The 18,521-nt window shown below is 69.4% G+C and carries 13 protein-coding genes; 9 read left to right on the top strand and 4 right to left on the bottom strand.

Features of this window, described 5'->3' with window-relative positions; translation table 11 throughout:
• Position 1: 1 nt before the first annotated feature.
• The 3 genes from ACFQ7F_RS30940 to recQ all read left to right on the top strand — a co-directional run bounded on the left by ACFQ7F_RS30940 (position 2) and on the right by recQ (position 5,404).
• Positions 2 to 1,573: an NADH-quinone oxidoreductase subunit M gene (locus ACFQ7F_RS30940; RefSeq protein WP_383277359.1), complete on the top strand. Its 1,572-nt coding sequence runs from the start codon at positions 2 to 4 to the stop codon at positions 1,571 to 1,573.
• Entirely contained in the window at positions 1,570 to 3,234 is a 1,665-nt protein-coding gene (gene nuoN, locus ACFQ7F_RS30935) for an NADH-quinone oxidoreductase subunit NuoN (protein ID WP_383277356.1), read from the top strand. Before ACFQ7F_RS30940 ends, nuoN begins: the two co-directional genes overlap by 4 nt.
• Before the next feature lie 157 nt (positions 3,235 to 3,391).
• Complete coding sequence (gene recQ / locus ACFQ7F_RS30930) at positions 3,392 to 5,404, top strand: DNA helicase RecQ (protein ID WP_383277353.1); 2,013 nt, start codon at positions 3,392 to 3,394, stop codon at positions 5,402 to 5,404.
• A 117-nt stretch (positions 5,405 to 5,521) separates the two neighbouring features.
• On the opposite strand, the gene fahA is transcribed toward recQ, so the two are convergent.
• A complete protein-coding gene (gene fahA, locus ACFQ7F_RS30925) occupies positions 5,522 to 6,817 on the bottom strand; it encodes a fumarylacetoacetase (protein WP_383277350.1) in 1,296 nt (431 codons plus the stop codon).
• Positions 6,818 to 7,010: 193 nt separating this feature from the next.
• Between fahA and ACFQ7F_RS30920 the strand changes: the two genes are divergently transcribed.
• Both ACFQ7F_RS30920 and ACFQ7F_RS30915 read left to right on the top strand, forming a co-directional pair.
• On the top strand, positions 7,011 to 8,267 hold the full coding sequence (locus ACFQ7F_RS30920; protein ID WP_383277347.1) for an ATP-grasp domain-containing protein: 1,257 nt from the start codon (positions 7,011 to 7,013) through the stop codon (positions 8,265 to 8,267).
• 114 nt (positions 8,268 to 8,381) lie between these two features.
• Complete coding sequence (locus tag ACFQ7F_RS30915; protein WP_383277344.1) at positions 8,382 to 9,584, top strand: FAD-dependent oxidoreductase; 1,203 nt, start codon at positions 8,382 to 8,384, stop codon at positions 9,582 to 9,584.
• A gap of 5 nt (positions 9,585 to 9,589) precedes the next feature.
• Here the strand turns inward: ACFQ7F_RS30915 and ACFQ7F_RS30910 are convergent, their stop codons facing one another.
• Positions 9,590 to 9,928, bottom strand: a complete 339-nt coding sequence (locus tag ACFQ7F_RS30910) for a hypothetical protein (RefSeq protein ID WP_383277342.1) — start codon at positions 9,926 to 9,928, stop codon at positions 9,590 to 9,592.
• Positions 9,929 to 10,090: 162 nt separating this feature from the next.
• Here ACFQ7F_RS30910 and ACFQ7F_RS30905 point away from each other — a divergent pair, with 162 nt between their 5' ends.
• Entirely contained in the window at positions 10,091 to 10,906 is an 816-nt protein-coding gene (locus ACFQ7F_RS30905; RefSeq protein ID WP_383277339.1) for an HAD family hydrolase, read from the top strand.
• 13 nt (positions 10,907 to 10,919) lie between these two features.
• On the opposite strand, the gene ACFQ7F_RS30900 is transcribed toward ACFQ7F_RS30905, so the two are convergent.
• Together ACFQ7F_RS30900 and ACFQ7F_RS30895 are read right to left on the bottom strand one after the other, a co-directional pair.
• Positions 10,920 to 12,908 carry a CocE/NonD family hydrolase gene (locus ACFQ7F_RS30900; protein ID WP_383277336.1) on the bottom strand — a complete coding sequence of 663 codons (1,989 nt, stop codon included), beginning with the start codon at positions 12,906 to 12,908 and terminating at the stop codon, positions 10,920 to 10,922.
• Positions 12,909 to 12,936: 28 nt separating this feature from the next.
• Positions 12,937 to 14,460 carry a peptide MFS transporter gene (locus ACFQ7F_RS30895; protein ID WP_383277334.1) on the bottom strand — a complete coding sequence of 508 codons (1,524 nt, stop codon included), beginning with the start codon at positions 14,458 to 14,460 and terminating at the stop codon, positions 12,937 to 12,939.
• A gap of 322 nt (positions 14,461 to 14,782) precedes the next feature.
• On the opposite strand from ACFQ7F_RS30895, the gene ACFQ7F_RS30890 reads away from it, so the two are divergent.
• The 3 genes from ACFQ7F_RS30890 (at position 14,783) to ACFQ7F_RS30880 (ending at position 18,494) form a co-directional block, all read left to right on the top strand.
• A complete protein-coding gene (locus tag ACFQ7F_RS30890; protein WP_383277332.1) occupies positions 14,783 to 15,793 on the top strand; it encodes a polyprenyl synthetase family protein in 1,011 nt (336 codons plus the stop codon).
• A 152-nt stretch (positions 15,794 to 15,945) separates the two neighbouring features.
• The gene (locus tag ACFQ7F_RS30885) at positions 15,946 to 16,902 is read left to right on the top strand and encodes a CHRD domain-containing protein (protein ID WP_383277329.1); all 957 of its coding nucleotides are present in this window, start codon (positions 15,946 to 15,948) and stop codon (positions 16,900 to 16,902) included.
• Positions 16,903 to 17,174: 272 nt separating this feature from the next.
• Entirely contained in the window at positions 17,175 to 18,494 is a 1,320-nt protein-coding gene (locus tag ACFQ7F_RS30880) for an outer membrane lipoprotein carrier protein LolA (protein ID WP_383277326.1), read from the top strand.
• Positions 18,495 to 18,521: the final 27 nt, after the last annotated feature.

Here is an 18,521-nt window from a genome sequence, read left to right as displayed (position 1 = left end):
GATGTCCTTTCCTCTCCTGACAGCGACGGCGGCCCTGCCCGCGGTCGGCGCGATCGCCACGGCAGCCGTCCCGGCCGCCCGGCGGACCGCCGCCAAGTGGCTCGCGCTGCTCGTGTCGCTCGCCACGCTCGCGCTCGCCGCGACCGTGCTCGTGCGATTCGACCCCGACGGGTCCCGCTATCAACTGACCGAGTCCCGCGCCTGGATCGCGGAGTTCGGGGTGCGGTACGAGCTCGGGGTCGACGGCATCGGTGTCGCCCTCATCGCGCTCACCGCGCTCCTGATGCCCTTCATCATCCTGGCGGGCTGGCACGACGCCGATCCCCTGGAGACGAAGTCCTCGCGCTGGCGCCCGACCCAGGGCTTCTTCGCCCTGATCCTGGCCGTCGAGGCGATGGTGATCATCTCCTTCGCGGCCACCGACGTCTTCCTCTTCTACATCTTCTTCGAAGCCATGCTCATCCCGATGTACTTCCTCATCGGCGGCTTCGGGGACCGCGCCCACTCGGGCAGCGACGAGAAGGCATCGGCGCAACGCTCGTACGCAGCCGTGAAGTTCCTCCTCTACAACCTGGTCGGCGGCCTCATCATGCTGGCCGCCGTCATCGGCCTCTATGTGGTGGCGGGGAACTTCTCGCTCCAGGAGATCGCCGAGGCGCGGGCCAACGGCTCGCTGGACATGGCGACCAACACCGAGCGGTGGCTCTTCCTCGGCTTCTTCTTCGCCTTCGCGGTGAAGGCGCCGCTGTGGCCGCTGCACACCTGGCTGCCGAACGCGATGGGCGAGTCCACGGCCCCGGTCGCCGTACTGATCACGGCAGTGGTCGACAAGGTCGGCACCTTCGCGATGCTGCGGTTCTGCCTCGGGCTCTTCCCCGAGGCGAGCAAGTGGGCGACGCCGGTCATCCTCGTGCTCGCGCTGATCAGCATCATCTACGGCGCACTGCTCGCGGTCGGCCAGCGCGACATCAAGCGCCTTGTGGCGTACGCGTCGATCTCGCACTTCGGGTTCATCATTCTCGGCATCTTCGCGATGACGTCCCAGGGGCAGTCCGGCGCGACGCTCTACATGGTCAACCACGGGATCTCGACGGCCGCGCTCATGCTGGTGGCCGGCTTCCTGATCTCGCGGCGCGGTTCGCGGCTCATCGCGGACTACGGAGGGGTGCAGAAGGTCGCGCCGGTGCTCGCGGGCACCTTCCTGATCGGCGGTCTCGCGACGCTCTCCCTGCCGGGGCTCGCGCCGTTCGTGAGTGAATTCCTGGTCCTGGTCGGTGCGTTCGCGCGCTATCCGGTGGTCGGGATCATCGCCACGATCGGCATCGTGCTCGCCGCGCTCTACACCCTCGTCCTCTACCAGCGGACCATGACGGGCCCGGTGAAGCCGGAGGTCTCGGCCATGCCGGACCTGCGAGTGCGTGAACTCGTGGTCGTCGCTCCGCTGATCGCGCTCCTGATCGGCCTCGGCGTCTACCCGAAGCCGCTCACCGAGCTGGTGAACCCGGCGGTCAAGCACACCATGTCCGACGTACAGCAGAAGGACCCGAAGCCCGATCTGGAGGCGGCCAAGTGAGCGCATCAGCCGTCCACAGCCTGTGGACAATGGCGTCGGCTGCGGCGCCCCAGGATCAGATCGACAAGATCGACACTCCCACCATCGAGTACGCGCAGCTGTCACCGACGCTGATCGTCATCGGTGCGGCGGTCCTGGGGATCCTCATTGAGGCCTTCCTGCCGCGCAAGTCCCGTTACTACGCACAGCTGTTCCTGTCCGTCGTCGCCATCACCGCGGCCTTCGCCGCGGTCGTCGGGCTCGCCGCCACCGGGTACGGCTCGACGAAGGCGCACATCGCCGCCATGGGCGCGATCGCCGTCGACGGGCCCGCGCTCTTCCTGCAGGGCACGATCCTCCTCTCGGGACTCGTCGCGATCTTCACCTTCGCCGAGCGCCGGCTCGACCCCGTGGCGCACGGCAATCACGTCGACTCCTTCGCCGCGCAGGCCGGAGCGACGCCGGGCAGCGAGGGCGAGAAGGCCGCCACGAAGGCCGGGTTCACCACCACCGAGGTGTTCCCGCTCGCCCTCTTCGCGATCGGCGGGATGCTCGTCTTCCCGTCGGCGAACGACCTCCTGACGCTCTTCATCGCCCTTGAGGTCTTCTCACTGCCGCTCTACCTCCTCTGCGCGCTCGCCCGCCGCAAGCGGCTGATGTCGCAGGAAGCCGCCGTCAAGTACTTCCTGCTCGGCTCGTTCTCCTCGGCGTTCCTGCTCTTCGGGATCGCCCTGCTCTACGGGTACGCGGGCTCGGTGTCGTACGGCACGATCGCCAAGGTCGTCGACGGCAGCATCCAGAGCGTCGACCCGGCGCTCGCCGACACCATGGGCAACGACGCGCTGCTCCTGATCGGCGCCGCGATGATCGTCATGGGGCTGCTCTTCAAGGTCGGCGCGGTGCCGTTCCACATGTGGACGCCCGATGTGTACCAAGGCGCTCCCACCCCGGTCACCGGCTTCATGGCCGCGGCGACGAAGGTGGCCGCCTTCGGCGCGCTGCTCCGGCTCCTCTACGTGGTCCTGCCGGGGCTGCGCTGGGACTGGCGGCCCGTGATGTGGGGCGTCGTGATCCTCACGATGCTGGGCGGCGCGATCGTCGCGATCACCCAGACCGACATCAAGCGGCTGCTCGCGTACTCCTCGATCGCCCACGCGGGCTTCATCCTCGCCGGTGTCATCGCCATGAACCCGGACGGCATCTCGTCGGTCCTCTTCTACCTGGCGGCCTACTCCTTCGTGACGATCGGCGCTTTCGCGGTGGTCACGCTGGTGCGGGACGCGGGCGGCGAGGCCACGCACCTGTCCAAGTGGGCGGGTCTCGGCCGGCGCTCGCCGCTGGTCGCCGCCGTTTTCGCTGTCTTCCTGCTCGCCTTCGCCGGTATTCCGCTGACCTCCGGGTTCTCCGGAAAGTTCGCGGTGTTCAAGGCGGCGGCGGAGGGCGGCGCCGGTGCGCTGGTCGTGGTCGGTGTGATCTCGTCCGCGATCGCGGCGTTCTTCTACATCCGCGTGATCGTGCTCATGTTCTTCAGCGAGCCGAAGGCGGACGGTCCCACCGTGGCCGTGCCCTCGCCGCTGACGATGACGGCGATCGGTGTGGGCGTCGCGGTGACGCTGGTCCTGGGCGTGGCCCCGCAGTACTTCCTGGATCTGGCGAACCAGGCGGGAGTCTTCGTCCGGTAGCCGCCCTTCGTACATACGTTGCTGCCCGGCATCCCGAGAGGGGGTGCCGGGCAGCGGCCTGTGGATAACTGACAGAGGTGTCGGTGCGGAGCCCTATCGTGGAGGCAGTGGTCGAAGCACGACGTACGGGGGCAGGGCGATGGATGGGATCGATGGCATGAGCGAGGTGACCGCACCGGTCGCGGTGGCGGAGAGCGACGCCCTGCGGACGCTGCACCGCGTCTTCGGGTACGACGCGTTCCGCGGTGAGCAGGAAGCGATCATCGAGCACGTGGTCGCGGGCGGTGACTCCGTCGTGCTGATGCCCACCGGCGGCGGCAAGTCGCTCTGCTATCAGATCCCCGCCCTGGTCAGGCCCGGCACGGGCGTGGTCGTCTCCCCCCTGATCGCGCTCATGCAGGACCAGGTGGACGCGCTGCGGGCACTCGGTGTGCGGGCCGGGTTCATCAACTCCACGCAGGACTTCGACGAGCGGCGCGTGATGGAGGCCGAGTTCCTCGCGGGGGAGCTCGACGTGCTGTATCTGGCGCCGGAGCGGCTGCGCCTCGAGGGGACGCTCGATCTGCTCTCCCGCGGCAAGATCTCCGTCTTCGCGATCGACGAGGCGCACTGCGTGGCGCAGTGGGGCCACGACTTCCGCCCGGACTATCTGGCGCTCTCCCTGCTCGGCGAGCGCTGGCCCGACGTGCCCCGCATCGCCCTGACGGCCACGGCGACACACGCCACGCACCGGGAGATCACCGAGCGGCTCGGCATGCCGGACGCGAAGCACTTCGTGGCGAGCTTCGACCGGCCCAACATCCAGTACCGCGTCGTGCCGAAGGCCGAGCCGAAGAAGCAGCTCCTGTCCTTCCTCAAGGAGGAGCACGAGGGCGACGCGGGCATCGTCTACTGCCTCTCGCGCAATTCGGTCGAGAAGACCGCCGAGTTCCTGTGCAAGAACGGCATCGAGGCCGTTCCGTACCACGCGGGCCTTGACGGCAGGATGCGCGCCGCCCACCAGTCCCGCTTCCTCCGCGAGGAGGGCCTGGTCGTCTGCGCCACGATCGCCTTCGGCATGGGCATCGACAAGCCGGACGTCCGGTTCGTCGCCCACCTCGACCTGCCGAAGTCGGTCGAGGGCTACTACCAGGAAACGGGTCGCGCGGGCCGTGACGGACAGCCCTCCACGGCCTGGATGGCGTACGGCCTGCAGGACGTGGTCCAGCAGCGGAAGATGATCCAGAGCAGCGAAGGGGGCGAGGCGTTCCGCCGCCGGGCGGCCTCGCACCTGGACTCGATGCTGGCGCTGTGCGAGACGGCCCAGTGCCGCAGGGCCCAGCTCCTCACGTACTTCGGCCAGGACGCGGACGGACAGTCCTGCGGCAACTGCGACACGTGCCTCACGCCGCCGGAGACCTGGGACGGCACGGTCCCGGCCCAGAAGGCCCTCTCCACGATCGTGCGCCTCCAGCGCGAGCGCGGTCAGAAGTTCGGCGCGGGCCAGATCATCGACATCCTGCTCGGCAAGAAGACCGCCAAGGTCATCCAGTTCGACCACGACCAGCTCTCGGTCTTCGGCATCGGCGAGGAGCTCGCGGAGGCCGAATGGCGTGGCGTGGTGCGGCAGTTGCTGGCGCAGGGTCTGCTCGCGGTCGAGGGGGAGTACGGGACGCTGGTCCTGACCGAGGAGAGCGGTTCAGTCCTCGGCCGGGAACGGGAGGTGCGGTTGCGCAAGGAGCCGAAGCGGCCCGCCGCGGCGAAGGCCGCGAAGGGGGAGCGGAAGGCGAAGGCCGCGGCGGCCGTCGCCGAGCTGCCCCAGGAGGCGGTGCCGGTGTTCGAGGAGCTGCGGGCGTGGCGCGGCGCGCAGGCCAAGGAGCTGGGCCTGCCCGCGTACGTGATCTTCCACGACGCGACGCTGCGGGAGATCGCCACGCTGCGGCCCTCGTCCCTTGCGGAGCTCGGCGGCATCAGCGGCCTGGGCGAGAAGAAGCTGGCGACGTACGGGGAAGGCGTCCTCGAGGTCCTCGCGGGGCTCGGGGGCGCGGAGCCTTCGCAGGCCGCTCGGCCCGCACCGGACCCGCAGCCCGAACAGGCCCCGCAGCCCGAATCGGCCCCGCAGGCCGCCCGGGCCCCGGAGTACCCGGACGCCCCGGAGGAGGAGTGGCCGGAGCCGCCGGAGGACTTCTGAGCGACCGAGGGGCAGCGCCCCATAGGGGCGCGGGGAACTGCGTGACCAGCCACGACGGTGCCGCAGGTGAACCCGCCCCGCTGGGGGGCCGGGGGTGACAACCCCCGGCCAGCGACCTCAGCGGGCTGAGGCGACCCTGCCAGAGACTTCGCCGAGGCCGACCCGGGTGCCGTCCGGGCCGGGGGCCCATGCCGTGAGGGTCACCTCATCGCCGTCCTCAAGGAACGTCCGCTTCCCGTCCGGGAGGACAAGCGGGTCGCGGCCGTTCCAGGTGATCTCGATCAGGGAGCCGTACTGCCCGTCGGAGGGTCCGCTCACCGTGCCCGAGCCGTACAGATCGCCCGTGCGCAGGGACGCGCCGTTCGCGGTCATGTGGGCCAGCTGCTGGGCGGCCGTCCAGTACACGGTGGAGAAGGGCGGCTCGGAGATGACGTGGCCGTTCAGGGTCACGGTGATGCGCAGGTCGTAGCCGGCGGGCTCGTCCGCGACGGACTCCGCCGAGTCGTCCAGGTAGGGCAGGAGTTCGTGCGTGCGCTCGGGAGGGGAGACCCGCGCCGCGTCCAGGGCCTCGAGGGGGGTGATCCACGCCGAGACGGAGGTGCAGAAGGACTTGCCGAGGAACGGTCCGAGGGGAACGTACTCCCAGGCCTGGATGTCGCGCGCCGACCAGTCGTTGAGGAGGCTGAGCCCGAAGACGTGCTCCCGGAAGTCCGCGAGCGGCACCGGTGTGCCAAGCTCCGAAGGTGTGCCCACGACGAAGCCGACCTCGGCCTCGATGTCGAGGCGGACGGAGGGCCCGAAGACCGGCGCCGTCTCCGACGGGGCCTTGCGCTGACCCTTCGGACGTACCACTTCAGTTCCGGAGACCACAACGGTGCCGGACCGGCCGTGGTAACCGATCGGCAGGTGCTTCCAGTTGGGAGTCAGCGGAGTCGGTGATTCCGGGCGGAAGATCTGCCCCAGGTGCGTCGCGTGGTGCTCGGAGGCGTAGAAGTCCACATAGTCCGCGACCTCGAAGGGGAGGTGCAGGGCGACCTCGGACAGGGGGTACAGCAGGGGGCGTACGACCTCGCGGTGCGCCGGGATCGTGACCCACGCGGTGAGCGCGCGACGCACGTCGGACCACGCCGTGCGGCCCGCGGCGAGCAGCGGGTTGAGCGTGGGCCTGGCGAGCAGCGACACATAGGGCGAGCCGAGCGCCGCGGCCGCGGCACCTGCGTCGAGGACGTGATCCCCGAGACGGACTCCGACACGTCGCTCCGCGGCACCGGCCGGGCCTCCGGCCAGGGAGAACACGCCGTACGGGAGGTTGTGCGGCCCGAAGGGATCGCCCTCCGCGAGAGCGAAGGGGTCGCCTACGGATGGGGCGGAAGGGTTGCTCCCGGCCGGGTCGAGCGGGGTGTGCTCGGACATGCGTACCTGCCTCGCTTTCCATATGGGTGTGCCACACGTTACGTGGGAACCCCCGGTTGGGGCAGTGTCTAAAGAGTTCGCAATGTCCGAATAAGCCTTGCTGGAGTGGTCAGTTCCGGCTTAGCGTCCTATGGGGGACGCGGACGGGGTGGGTCCGGGTCAGACGGAGGGACACGTGGGGGGACCCGTGGCCATGAGGAACGACGTCGTGCCCTTCACGGTCGACCGTGAGGTGCCCGGCCTGATCGTCAAGTTCGGCAACTATCCGCTGCACCACGGCGGCGTGGGAGCGATACGCAGTCTCGGGCGGCTCGGCGTGCCCATGTACGCGATCACGGAGGACCGTTACACACCGGCCGCGGCCTCGCGCCACCTCACCCGCGCCTTTCCCTGGCCGACCACCGGGGCGGAGGAGCCGGAGCGGCTCGTCGAGGGGATGCTGCGCATCGCACGCCGGATCGGCAGGCCCACGGTCCTGATCCCGACCGACGAGGAAGCGGCCGTCCTCATAGCCGAGCACCAGGACGCGCTGAGGGGAGCGGGGTTCCTCTTTCCGTGCGTGGAGCGCGAGTTACCCCGCCGCCTCGCCAGCAAGCAGGGCCTGCACGAGCTGTGCGTGGAGCACGGCATCGCATCGCCGGCCGCCTCCTTCCCCGAGAGCTTCGGGGACATCGAGGAGTTCGCCGCCTCCGCGGTCTTCCCGGTGGTCGCCAAGAACCGCGAGGCGTTCACGCGCCGTTCCCGGCCCGCGGTGAACGGGACGACGCGTATCGAGACTCCGGAGGGTCTGCTCGGCCTCGCCCGTGACTGGGGGGAGCGGCCCGGAGTGATCCTCCAGGAGTATCTGCCGCGGGAGCAGGCCGAAGACTGGATCGTGCACGCGTACTTCGACATGGACTCGACGCCGCGCGCGCTGTTCACCGGCGTCAAGGTGCGCTCCTGGCCGCCGCACGCGGGAATGACGGCGAATGCGTACGTCGTCGACAATCCGGAACTCGCGGACCTCGCCGCACGTTTTATCAAGCAGATCGGCTTCACCGGCGTCATCGACCTCGACCTGCGCTTCGACCGGCGCGACGGTCAGTACAAACTGCTCGATTTCAACCCTCGCATGGGCGCACAGTTCCGGCTCTTCGAGAACGAGTCCGGGATCGACGTCGTCCGCGCGATGCACCTGCACCTGACAGGGCGGGCCGTCCCCAAGGGGGAACAGCGCGCCGGCCACCGGTATGTCGTCGAGAACATCGATCTGCCCGCACTCCTCGCCTACCGCCGCAGCGGATACACCACACCGCACGCGCCCCCGCACGCGAGCGGCACGGAGCTTGCGTGGCTGGCGGCGGACGACATGAAGCCGTTCTTCACGATGCTCGCGAGGTTCGTCCGGCCGGGGGCGAAGCACCTGTATCAGCTCTGGCGGACCAAAAGGCGCGGACGCACGGCGGGTTGACCACCACGTCGGAATGCGAACGACGGACTGACCACCACAGCGGACCACCACAACTGAATCCAGCACCACACGAAGTAGGCACACGCACTGAGTGACGTCCTGGGGAGGGACTTCGTGATCAATCCAGTAGCAGTCATCGGGGCCGGGCCGTTCGGCCTGTCCACTGCGGCCCATCTGCGGGCCCGAGGCATTCCGGTGCGGGTCTTCGGCGACCCGATGGTGAGTTGGCGCGCCCACATGCCCGCGGGGATGCTCCTGAAATCGACCCCGGTGGCCTCGAACATCGACGCGCCGCAGGGCGGCCACGACCTCGTCGACTACTGCGCGGCGGCGGGCATACCGCGCCTGGTCACCGACGAGGACATCATCCCGATCGAGACCTTCATCGCCTACGGGGAGTGGTTCAAGGAGAAGCTCGTGCCCGACCTGGAGCAGGTGCGGGTGGTGTCGGTCGACCGCAAGGGCACGGCGGGCTTCGACCTGAAGCTGGACTCCGGCGAGCAGTTCACGGCCCGGGCGGTCGTCGTCGCCACCGGCCTCTCGGGCCTCGCGCAGCTGCCGCCCGCGCTCGCGTCGGCCGTGCCGGACGGGCCGTCCCCCACGGGGCCCGTATCGCACAGCTCGCAGCACAGTGACCTGTCGCGGTTCGCGGGGCGCGAGCTGATCGTGGTCGGCGCGGGGCAGTCGGCCCTGGAGACGGCCGCGCTCGCCGCCGAAGCGGGCGCGAGCGTCAGGGTGGTGGCGCGCGGCAAGGGAGCGGTGGCCTTCGGCGAGCCCCCGTGGAAGCAGCCGAAGCTGCGCCCCGAGTCGCCGTTCGGCCGCGCCTGGTCGCTCTACGCGATCAGTTACTACCCCCACCCCTACCGCTACCTGCCCCCGCAGGCCCGCCACTTCCTGGTCCGCCGCATCCTCGGCCCGCTGGGCGCGTGGTGGCTGCGCGAGCGCTTCGAGGCCAAGGTCGAGAGGCGCGAGGTCCGGCGCATCACGTCGGCGGACGTCCAGGACGGCAGCCCCGTCCTGAAGGTGGAGACCCTGGGCGGCCGCGTCCGTGAACTCTCCGCCGACCACGTCATAGCGGCGACGGGCTACCGGGTCGACATCGCCGCGATGGACTTCCTGGGCCCCGCACTCCGCGCCCGCCTCGCCACGAGCCGGGGCACGCCGAAGCTGGGCGCGGGCTATGTCTCATCGATCCCGGGCCTGTACTTCACGGGCCTCCCGGCGGCGGCGTCGTACGGCCCTGTGATGCGGTTCGTGTGCGGCACGGAGTTCGCTTCGCCCCGGTTGGCGGGGCATTTGGCGCGGGCGCACGGCTGAGCGGCTCACTCCTCGCTCGGCAGCGTCCAGGCCGGGGAGTCCTTCGGCGGTGCGGGCCGGCGCTCCAGTGCGGTGAAGTCGATGCCCGCGTCGGCTTCCTCGTCGCCTGTGGGGAGGCGGCCATCGGCGTTGCGCCTGTAGTACAGGCCGTAGGCCCAGTACTCGGGGAGCTCGTGGCACATGAGATCCGGGTAGGGGGAGATCTCCACGCCCCCGTACCTCTCGTTGACCCGAGCCACAGCCTCCGCACGCGAGATCCCGAACCGGGTCACCGCTTCGTCGACGATCTCCCGGAAGTATTCGAGCATGCCGTCGTCGAGGCGCATCAGGAATCCAGCTGCCATGGCGAGGGCCTCCGTTCGGGGCAAGTACTACCTTAGGGCCGGTTCGCGGAGACACGTCTCGGTGAATCCGGCGAGCGCCGGTAGTGCGACCAGCGCACTGCGTGCGTCACAGCTCCTGTCACATTGCTTTCAGCATCGCCGGGGATCCGTATTCTCTGGATCATGGCTGCCCCCTTCGCATATTCACTTGTCGCCACTGACCTGGACGGAACGCTGCTGCGCGGCGACGACACCGTCTCCGACCGGTCGTTGGCCGCGTTGTCGGCGATCGCAACTGCGGGGGCGCATCACCTGGTGGTGACCGGGCGGCCCGCGCCGCGGGTGAAGCCGCTCCTCGATGATCTGGGGGGCGGTGGCCTGGCCGTATGCGGGCAGGGGGCGCAGTTGTACGACGCCGGGACCGACCGCATGGTCTGGTCCGTGACGCTCGACCGCGAGCTCGCCGAGGCCGCACTCGGCAAGATCGAGGCGGAGATCGGGCAGGTCTACGCCGCCGTGGACCAGGACGGCGTGGACGGGCTCACCCTCATCGAGCCGGGGTATCTGATGCCGCATCCCACCTTGCCCGCGGTGCGTGTCCACCAGCGGGACGCACTGTGGGCCGAGCCCATCAGCAAGGTGCTGCTGCGCCATCCCGAGCTGAACGACGACGAGTTGGCCGCCGTCGCGCGCGATGCCGTCGGGCCCCTCGCCACCGTCACCATGTCAGGGCCCGGCACCGTCGAGCTCCAGCCGCGCGGGGTGACCAAGGCGACCGGGCTCGCCCTCGCCGCCGAGCGGCTCGGGCTGAGCTCCGAGAACACCATCGCCTTCGGGGACATGCCCAACGACGTGCCGATGTTCGTGTGGGCGGCCCGCGGTGTCGCCATGGCCAACGCCCACCCCGACCTCAAGTCCGCCGCCGATGAGGTGACTTCGTCCAATGAGGACGACGGGGTGGCCGTCGTGCTTGAGCGGTTGCTCGCCGGGGCGAAGTAGGCGAAGTAGGGCTCTACCCCGCCGTCCTCGGGATGCGCTTCTCCCACGTCCTGTGGAACACCACCTCGGCCCCGTCCTTGCACACCACCTCGTTCGACGTGATGAAGTCCGTCGCGTCGCACGTGATCTCCGAGCGGGAGTTGATCGACACGTCCCACGCCAACTCCGGGCGGTGCAGGCGGATCGTCCAGTCGGACCGGGTGCGGGCGCTGAGGGGGTCGGACTCGTTGATCGTGTACGTCTCCACCGCGTCCTCGGTGAATTCGAGGCCGTCCGGGTAGACGCGCGTACCGCCGTAGCGCGGGTCCACCTCCAGGCGCCATTCGCCCTTCGCCACATCGCGTACGACCAGGCGCTCGGGGCGCGGCTCGTCGAGCGTCGCCGGGTACACCACCTCAAGCGGCTCCGACTGCTCGGGCGGCGGGAAAGTGATTGACGGGTCCAAGTCGCCGTCGCGCACCGGGAGTTCGAGCGCGCTGCCCGCCGGGTCGAGGGTGAAGCCCGCCGAGTCCGCCTGCGGCCAGATCCACGGCCAGTACGCCGACGACACCGCGAGCCTGATGCGGTGGCCCGGCGGGAAGGTGTGGCCGATCGCGTTCAGCTCGAACGTGACGTCCTCGGTCCCGCCCACCGGCCAAGGGTCAACGCGGTCCCGGCCGTTGCGGGACGAGAGGTTCAGGACACCTCGGGTGACCAGGGTCGTCGAGCCGTCCGGAGCCACGTCGCACACCCGCGCGATCGCCTGTCCTGACGGGGCGTCCATCGTCAGGCGCAGCGTCACCTTGGGGCGGCCCAGGATGCGTACGGCCGAGGGGACCTCGAACTCGAAGCACGCCGATTTCGCGTCCTCGTCCCGCTGGTCCGGCGGCAGGTCCGCGTCGTTGCCGAAGGGGAAGTAGCGGCCAGCGTCCAGGCCCGTGTGCTGGGGGGAGTTGACCACCAGGGGCGGGCCCTGGAGGGCGTACGGGACCGGTGTGACGTTCGGGGACGGCCAGGAGGGGTCGCCCACCCAGCCGCCCGGCAGCTCGGCGTACACCGTCGCCGGCGGGTGCGATTCGCTGATCCAGGAGCGGAGTTTCGGCTCCTCCATGACGTCGTTCTCGACGCCCTTCAGGTGGTGGTCCCACCAGCGCAGAGTTTCCTGGAGGAAGCCGATCGCCGGGCCCGGCGGCAGGCCCCGGTCCGGGTACTGGTGCGACCACGGGCCGATCAACCCCCGGACGTCGCCCGGCAGGTGCTCGACCAGGCGCAGGACCGTGTCCCGGTAGGGGTCGTGGAAGCCGCCCACCGCGAGCACCGCCGCGTCGATCGCCGAGTAGTCCTCGCAGACGCTGCCGTGCTGCCAGTAGGCGTCCCGGGTCTGGTGGTCGAGCCAGGTGTGGATGAACGGGTCGACCGCTTCGAGGCGGGACAGCCACATGTCCCGCCAGCGGTCGCCGACGAACAGCGGGTCCGGGGGGCGGGAGACGAAGGCGAGCATCGTCGCCGCCCACGCGTGCATGTCCACCGCGAGGACGGAACCACCCATGTAGTGCACGTCGTTGTCATAGCGGTCGTCCGCGGAGCAGACCGTGATGATCGCCTTGAGCGGCTCGGGCGCGAGGGCCGCGATCTGGAGGGAGTTGAAGCCGCCCCAGGAGATGCCGAACATGCCGACCTTGCCGGAGCACCAGGGCTGCTCGGCGAGCCAGTTGACGACCTCGACCCCATCGGCCAGCTCCACGGCGTCGTACTCGTCGCCCGGCATGCCCTCCGAGTTGCCGTGGCCCCGCACGTCCACGCGCACGGAGGCGTAGCCGTGGCCCGCGTACCAGGGGTGGCGCTGGAAGTCGCGTGGCGCCGTCCAGTCGCTCAGGCGGTAGGGGAGGTACTCCAGGAGTGCGGGGACGGGTTCGTCCGTCACCGGGCGCCAGATGCGCGCGTACAGCCTGGTGCCGTCCGGGAGGGGGATCCGGACGTCCTCGCGGGTGGTCTCGTACGGGAAGGATGAGCGAATCTGCATGTTCTGCATGGGGGGAACCTCAGTGTCCTCAGTGGACGGGGTGCATGGTGCGGCGCAGCCACGGTGCGAGCAGGACGACGGCGACACCGGCGGCCACCGCGATCGCGCCGTTCACGCCGAAGTACGCCGGGTTGGAGACCTCTCCGTACAACTTCACGACCTGCGCCTGGATGCCGTTGGCGAGGGCGAGCGAGAGGAACCAGAGGGCCATGGTCTGGCTGGCGAAGGCCTGGGGGGCGAGCTTCGTCGTGGCCGACATGCCGGACGTCTCGACGAGGATGTCGCCGAGGCCGAGCAGCAGGTAGGAGCCGACGATCCACCAGACCGCCATCTTGTACGAGTCGTCGCCGTGTCCGGAGGTGGGAAGGGCCATCAGGATGAACGACAGGCCGCCCAGGATCACGCCGAACGCGATCTTGTTGGATGCGTGCGGCTGGCGGGGGCCCATCCGGGCCCAGACCGCGGCGACGACGGGGGCGAGCGCGACCTCGAAGGCGCCGAGCGCGGAGGCGTACCAGCTGGCGGGGAAGGTGAAGCCGAGGATCGACGTCTCGGCGTTCGTCGACGCGAGGAGGATCATCGTCGAGTAGGCCTGGAAGAGGATGAAGTTGAAGACGACCGAGGCCAGGAAGAGGACCACGTACGGCCTGAGACGGCCGCGTTCCTCGGTGCTCACGCGCGGGCTGCGGAACATCACCGTGAAGTAGACGACCGGCGCGATCACCGAGATGACGGTGAGCACGTCGACGAAGCGGTCCATCGTCAGCCAGCCGACGGCGGCGAGCAGAGCCGCGAGGGCGGCGAACACGACGACGCCCACGACGATCAGGACGACCGCGCGGCGCATCGCGTCCTTGGGCAGCGCGAATTCGGCCGATGCCTTGCGTCCCGCGAGGTGACGGCGGCCCAGGACGTACTGGATGAGACCGAACGTCATGCCGATCGCGGCCGCCGAGAAGCCCCAGTGCCAGCCCTTGTGGTCGCCGAGCCAGCCGGTGATCAGCGGGCCCGCGAAGGCGCCGATGTTGATGCCCATGTAGTACAGCGCGAAGCCCGCGTCGCGCCGCTGGTCGTCGGTGCGGTAGAGCTTGCCGACCATCGAGGCGACGTTCGGCTTCAGGAGGCCGGTGCCCGCGCTGATCAGGCCGAGGCCCACCCAGGTCATCGTCGCCGTCGGGACCGCCATCGAGTAGTGGCCGCAGGCGATGAGGATGCCGCCCCACAGGACCGCGCGATACGAGCCGAGGATCCGGTCGGCGAGCCAGCCGCCCGCCACCGACACCAGATAGACGAGCGTTCCGTACGCCGCCGACACCGAAGCGGCGGTGCCGGAATCCATGCCCATTCCGTCGTTCGCGACGGAGTCCGCGAAGTACAGGACGAGGATGGCCTGCATGCCCAGGAACGAGAAGCGCTCCCAGACTTCGAGACCCGACAGGGTGAGCAGCCCGCGCGGCTGCCCGAAGAAGGCGTGGTCGTCGGCGGGCGGTGGCTCCGTCGGGTTCGTCGGCGGCTCCGCGGGCGGTTCGGCGTCGGCCTCAGTGCGGGACAAAGATTCTGCTCCCGGTCGTTCCGTTGTTCATGGTCCCGGTCGTTCCGTTGTTCATGGGGCTTTCGTGCATTGCGGGGTGATGCGGCCTTCTGGGTCGTATCAGCTGATCAAGAACATACCGGTGGTGATCGCACGTCGCCTGGGCGGCATTGCACAGGCGGGTGCCCACTGTGATCGAACAGGGACCGGATACGCTGACTTGTGTGATGGCAGCGACACATCGACAAACCGTGTCATCGACCCCGTCATCGCGCAAAGATCGACCGAGTGATGATCGACCGAGTGACCGACTTGTGATCGTCAGCAGACAGGAGAACCCCTCGTGACCGTCGTCGGGCCCTTCGGCCTCAGCGTGCGGGACCAGGCTCTCGAAGCCGATGTCCAGGCCGGATTGGCGGCCGTCGAGGAAGGTCTGCTCGACGCCACCAAAAGCGGGGTCCCCTTCATCACGGAGGCCGCGCAGCATCTGGTGCGTGCGGGCGGCAAGCGGTTCAGGCCGCTCCTCGTGATGCTCTCCTCGCAGTTCGGCGATCCGTACGCGCAGGGTGTCGTGCCCTCCGCCGTCGTCGTTGAACTCACCCACCTCGCGACGCTCTACCACGACGACGTGATGGACGAGGCGGACGTGCGCCGCGGAGTCGAGAGCGCCAATCAGCGCTGGGGCAACTCCGTCGCCGTGCTCACCGGTGACTTCCTGTTCGCCCGCGCCTCGTACATCCTGGCCGACCTCGGTCCTGACGCCGTCCGCATCCAGGCGGAGGCCTTCGAACGCCTGGTCACAGGCCAGATCCTGGAGACGGCGGGGCCGACCGAGGGCCGCGACCCGATCGACCACTACTTCGACGTGCTCGGCGGCAAGACCGGCTCGCTCGTCGCCGTGGCGTGCCGTTTCGGCGCCATGATGTCGGGCGCCGACGAGACCGTCGTGGACGTCCTGACGCAGTACGGCGAGCGGCTCGGCGTCGCCTTCCAGCTCGCCGACGACGTACTGGACATCGCGTCCGACTCGCACGAGTCCGGCAAGACGCCGGGCACGGACCTCCGTGAAGGCATCCCCACCCTTCCGGTCCTGCGCCTGCGCGAGCGGGTGGAGAAGCTCGGGCTCGCCGATGACATCGCCCTGAGCGAGCTCCTCGACTCGGACCTGACGGACGACGCACGGCACGCGGAGGCGCTGACGCGGCTGCGGGCCCACCCGGCCCTGGATCAGGCGCGCAAGGACACCGTGCGGTTCGCGGAGGAGGCACGGGCGACGCTCGCGCCGCTGCGGGACTGCGACGCGAAGACGTCGCTCGTCGAGCTCTGCGATCTTGTGGTGCATCGGGCGGGCTGAGCGGGCGGGCCAGGGGCCCTACCGTGCGTGACTTAGGTCACACTTTCTGTTCGCCTTGGATTGAGTCCAGGTTCAGATCTATTCCGTACCTATGCCCGGAAGCCGGCGCTGTGGGGCGCCGGCTCAGGCAGGGGGGAATTCAGATCATGGGCATGAGTATGGGCACTTCCAGTAGGGCACTGCTCGCCGTCGGTGCGGCCGTCGCCGCCGCGGCGGGTGTGGCGGTCGCGGCGCCGCCCGCCGTCGCGCACAGCGGCAGTCACAGTGGTAGCGGTGGCGCAGGCAGCGGCGGGTCCGTCTTCGTGGCGAGCATGAACGGCGCGAACGAGGTGCCGGTACAGGGCGGCCCCGCGGTCGGCGACAAGGACGGCCGGGCGCTGGAGTTCGTCAAGGTCAAGGGCGACAAGGTGTCGGTCAGCGTCAAGTGGAGCGGCACGGGCAGGCCGACCGCCCTCCACATCCACCAGGGCGCCAAGGGCACCAACGGCGGCATCAAGATCGAGTTCACCAAGCTGCTCGACAAGAGCAAGGGCAACCGCGTCTCCGGCACGGTCAGGGTCGACGACGCGGCGCTGCTCAAGCAGTTGAAGGCGAATCCCGGCAGCTTCTACGCCAACCTGCACACCGCGGAGTTCCCCGGCGGCGCGGTCCGCGGCCAGCTCCACACGGTGACCACGGACTTCGACTTCCGCCACGCGGCGGCCAACTTCCAGGCCTCCGTGATCCAGGGCAAGCAGATCTACGAGTGCAAGAAGGCCGAGGACGGTTCCGGGAAGTTCGCCTTCGCGCAGCGTGACGTGCGCGCCCGGCTCGGCGGCGGCATCGCGCACGACTTCGTCGCCCCCAACTCCGGCACCCCGCGCTGGACGGCCCCCGACCGCAGCCAGGTCACCGGCAAGCTGATCTCCAAGACCCCGAACGGCGACAAGAACATCCCCGAACTCGACCTGGCGGCAACCCAGACGGGCAAGCGTCACGGGCTGCTCGCAGGCACCGCGGAGATCCTGCGCCTGAACACGGTGGGCGGGGTGGCACCGGCGGGTGACTGCAAGCCGGGCGCCATCGCGAAGGTGCCGTACAAGGCGGACTACGTGTTCGTGCAGCGCTGATCCCTGACTGTCCTGCGGCGCTGATCCCTGATTGCCCTGCGGCGCTTCCCCTACTGGTTGGGGGAGGCGCCGCCTCTCTGTGTCATCCCACAGCAGTACGTGGAGTTGCTCCCGGGGTCTGACGCTTCTGGCTGGCCGATTTGGTCGTATAGACACCAGCAAGGTCCAGCAAGAACAACCACTCCTGACCTATTCGGGTGAGAATGGCGGCGCAGGGTGGACGCACGCACGTACTGGGAAGGCCGCCGCCGACCACGGAGGTAGGGCACACAATGGCACCGTACGAACCGGAACAGAACACCAGTGAGACCGGGGAGCTGCGCGCAGGCCGCAGAAAGGCGGCGCGTTACGTGGTCCCCGTCGCAGTGGCGGGGGTGGCGGCGGCGACCATCGGTCTCGTACCGGCGCTCGCCACGTCGGGCGACCCCGACCTGCCCGATGTCACCGCACAGCAACTGATCGAGAAGATCGCCGCGTCGGACACGCAGCAGCTCTCGGGCAACGTGAAGATCAGCACCGATCTCGGCCTTCCGTCCTTCGGCGGCGACCTGGCCGGTGGCCTCGCCCCGGGCGGCGGGGGCGGCAAGGGCGCGGACGGCGGGGGTTCGGCCGCGGACCCGCAGTCCAAGCTGATGGAGCTGGCGTCCGGCACGCACACGCTGCGCGTCGCCGCCGACGGCCCCGACAAGCAGAAGCTGTCCGTCCTGGACGACGCAGCCGAGTACAGCCTGATCCACAACGGCGACGACGTGTGGGCCTACGACAGCAAGTCGAACGAGGCGTACCACTCCAAGTCGGCGGGCAAGTCGGCCGGTGACTCCGGCAAGGACTCCGGTAGGGATTCCGGTAAGGACTTCGGTAAGAAGGACCTCCCCAAGGGCCTTCCTGAGGATGTCCCGTCCACGCCCAAGGAGCTGGCCGAGGAAGCGCTGAAGGCGGTCGACAGCACGACGTCCGTGAAGGTGGACGGCACCGCGCAGGTCGCGGGCCGTGACGCCCACCGCCTGGTCATCAAGCCCAAGCAGTCCGGTTCGACGGTCGGCCAGATCACGGTCGCGGTGGACTCCAAGACGGGTACGCCGCTGAAGTTCACGCTCACTCCGTCGAGCGGCGGCAGTGCGGTCATCGACGCGGGCTTCACGAAGGTCGACTTCGGCAAGCCGGCCGCGTCGACCTTCGACTTCACGCCGCCCAAGGGCGCGAAGGTCACGGAGGCCGACGACGCCAAGGCCAAGGCCGAGGCCGAGGCGAAGTCCGAGAGGCACGGCTTCAAGGGCAAGGAGTTCAAGGGCAAGGAGTTCAAGGGCGAGGAGGACCTGAACGGTCTGAACGTCATCGGCGAGGGCTGGAGCTCCATCGCCGAACTGAAGCTGCCGGGCGGCCAGGGCCTCCCGACGGGCGGATCCGGTGACGCGTCGCCGGACGCGCAGCGGCTTCTCGACTCGCTCGGCGACAAGGTGACGGGCGAGTTCGGCTCGGGCACGGTCTTCACGACGCGCCTGGTCAACGCCCTCATCACCGATGACGGCAAGGTCTACGCGGGCGCGGTCACCAAGGACGCCCTCGTGAAGGCGGCGAACGCGGCGAAGTAGCGTGCTGCGGCAAGGCGAATGAGCGGC

Origin of the sequence: Streptomyces sp. NPDC056486 (genome assembly GCF_042795295.1) — a bacterium.
Taxonomy (GTDB): domain Bacteria; phylum Actinomycetota; class Actinomycetes; order Streptomycetales; family Streptomycetaceae; genus Streptomyces.
This window is presented reverse-complemented; position numbering and strand designations above follow the sequence as displayed.

Coding starts and splice junctions, on each gene's coding strand:
- ACFQ7F_RS30880 (WP_383277326.1), top strand. CDS start 17,175: ATGGCACCGTACGAACCGGAACAGAACACCAGTGAGACCGGGGAGCTG.
- ACFQ7F_RS30905 (WP_383277339.1), top strand. CDS start 10,091: ATGGCTGCCCCCTTCGCATATTCACTTGTCGCCACTGACCTGGACGGA.
- ACFQ7F_RS30900 (WP_383277336.1), bottom strand. CDS start 12,908: ATGCAGATTCGCTCATCCTTCCCGTACGAGACCACCCGCGAGGACGTC.
- ACFQ7F_RS30910 (WP_383277342.1), bottom strand. CDS start 9,928: ATGGCAGCTGGATTCCTGATGCGCCTCGACGACGGCATGCTCGAATAC.
- ACFQ7F_RS30940 (WP_383277359.1), top strand. CDS start 2: ATGTCCTTTCCTCTCCTGACAGCGACGGCGGCCCTGCCCGCGGTCGGC.
- ACFQ7F_RS30920 (WP_383277347.1), top strand. CDS start 7,011: ATGAGGAACGACGTCGTGCCCTTCACGGTCGACCGTGAGGTGCCCGGC.
- recQ (WP_383277353.1), top strand. CDS start 3,392: ATGAGCGAGGTGACCGCACCGGTCGCGGTGGCGGAGAGCGACGCCCTG.
- ACFQ7F_RS30885 (WP_383277329.1), top strand. CDS start 15,946: ATGAGTATGGGCACTTCCAGTAGGGCACTGCTCGCCGTCGGTGCGGCC.
- fahA (WP_383277350.1), bottom strand. CDS start 6,817: ATGTCCGAGCACACCCCGCTCGACCCGGCCGGGAGCAACCCTTCCGCC.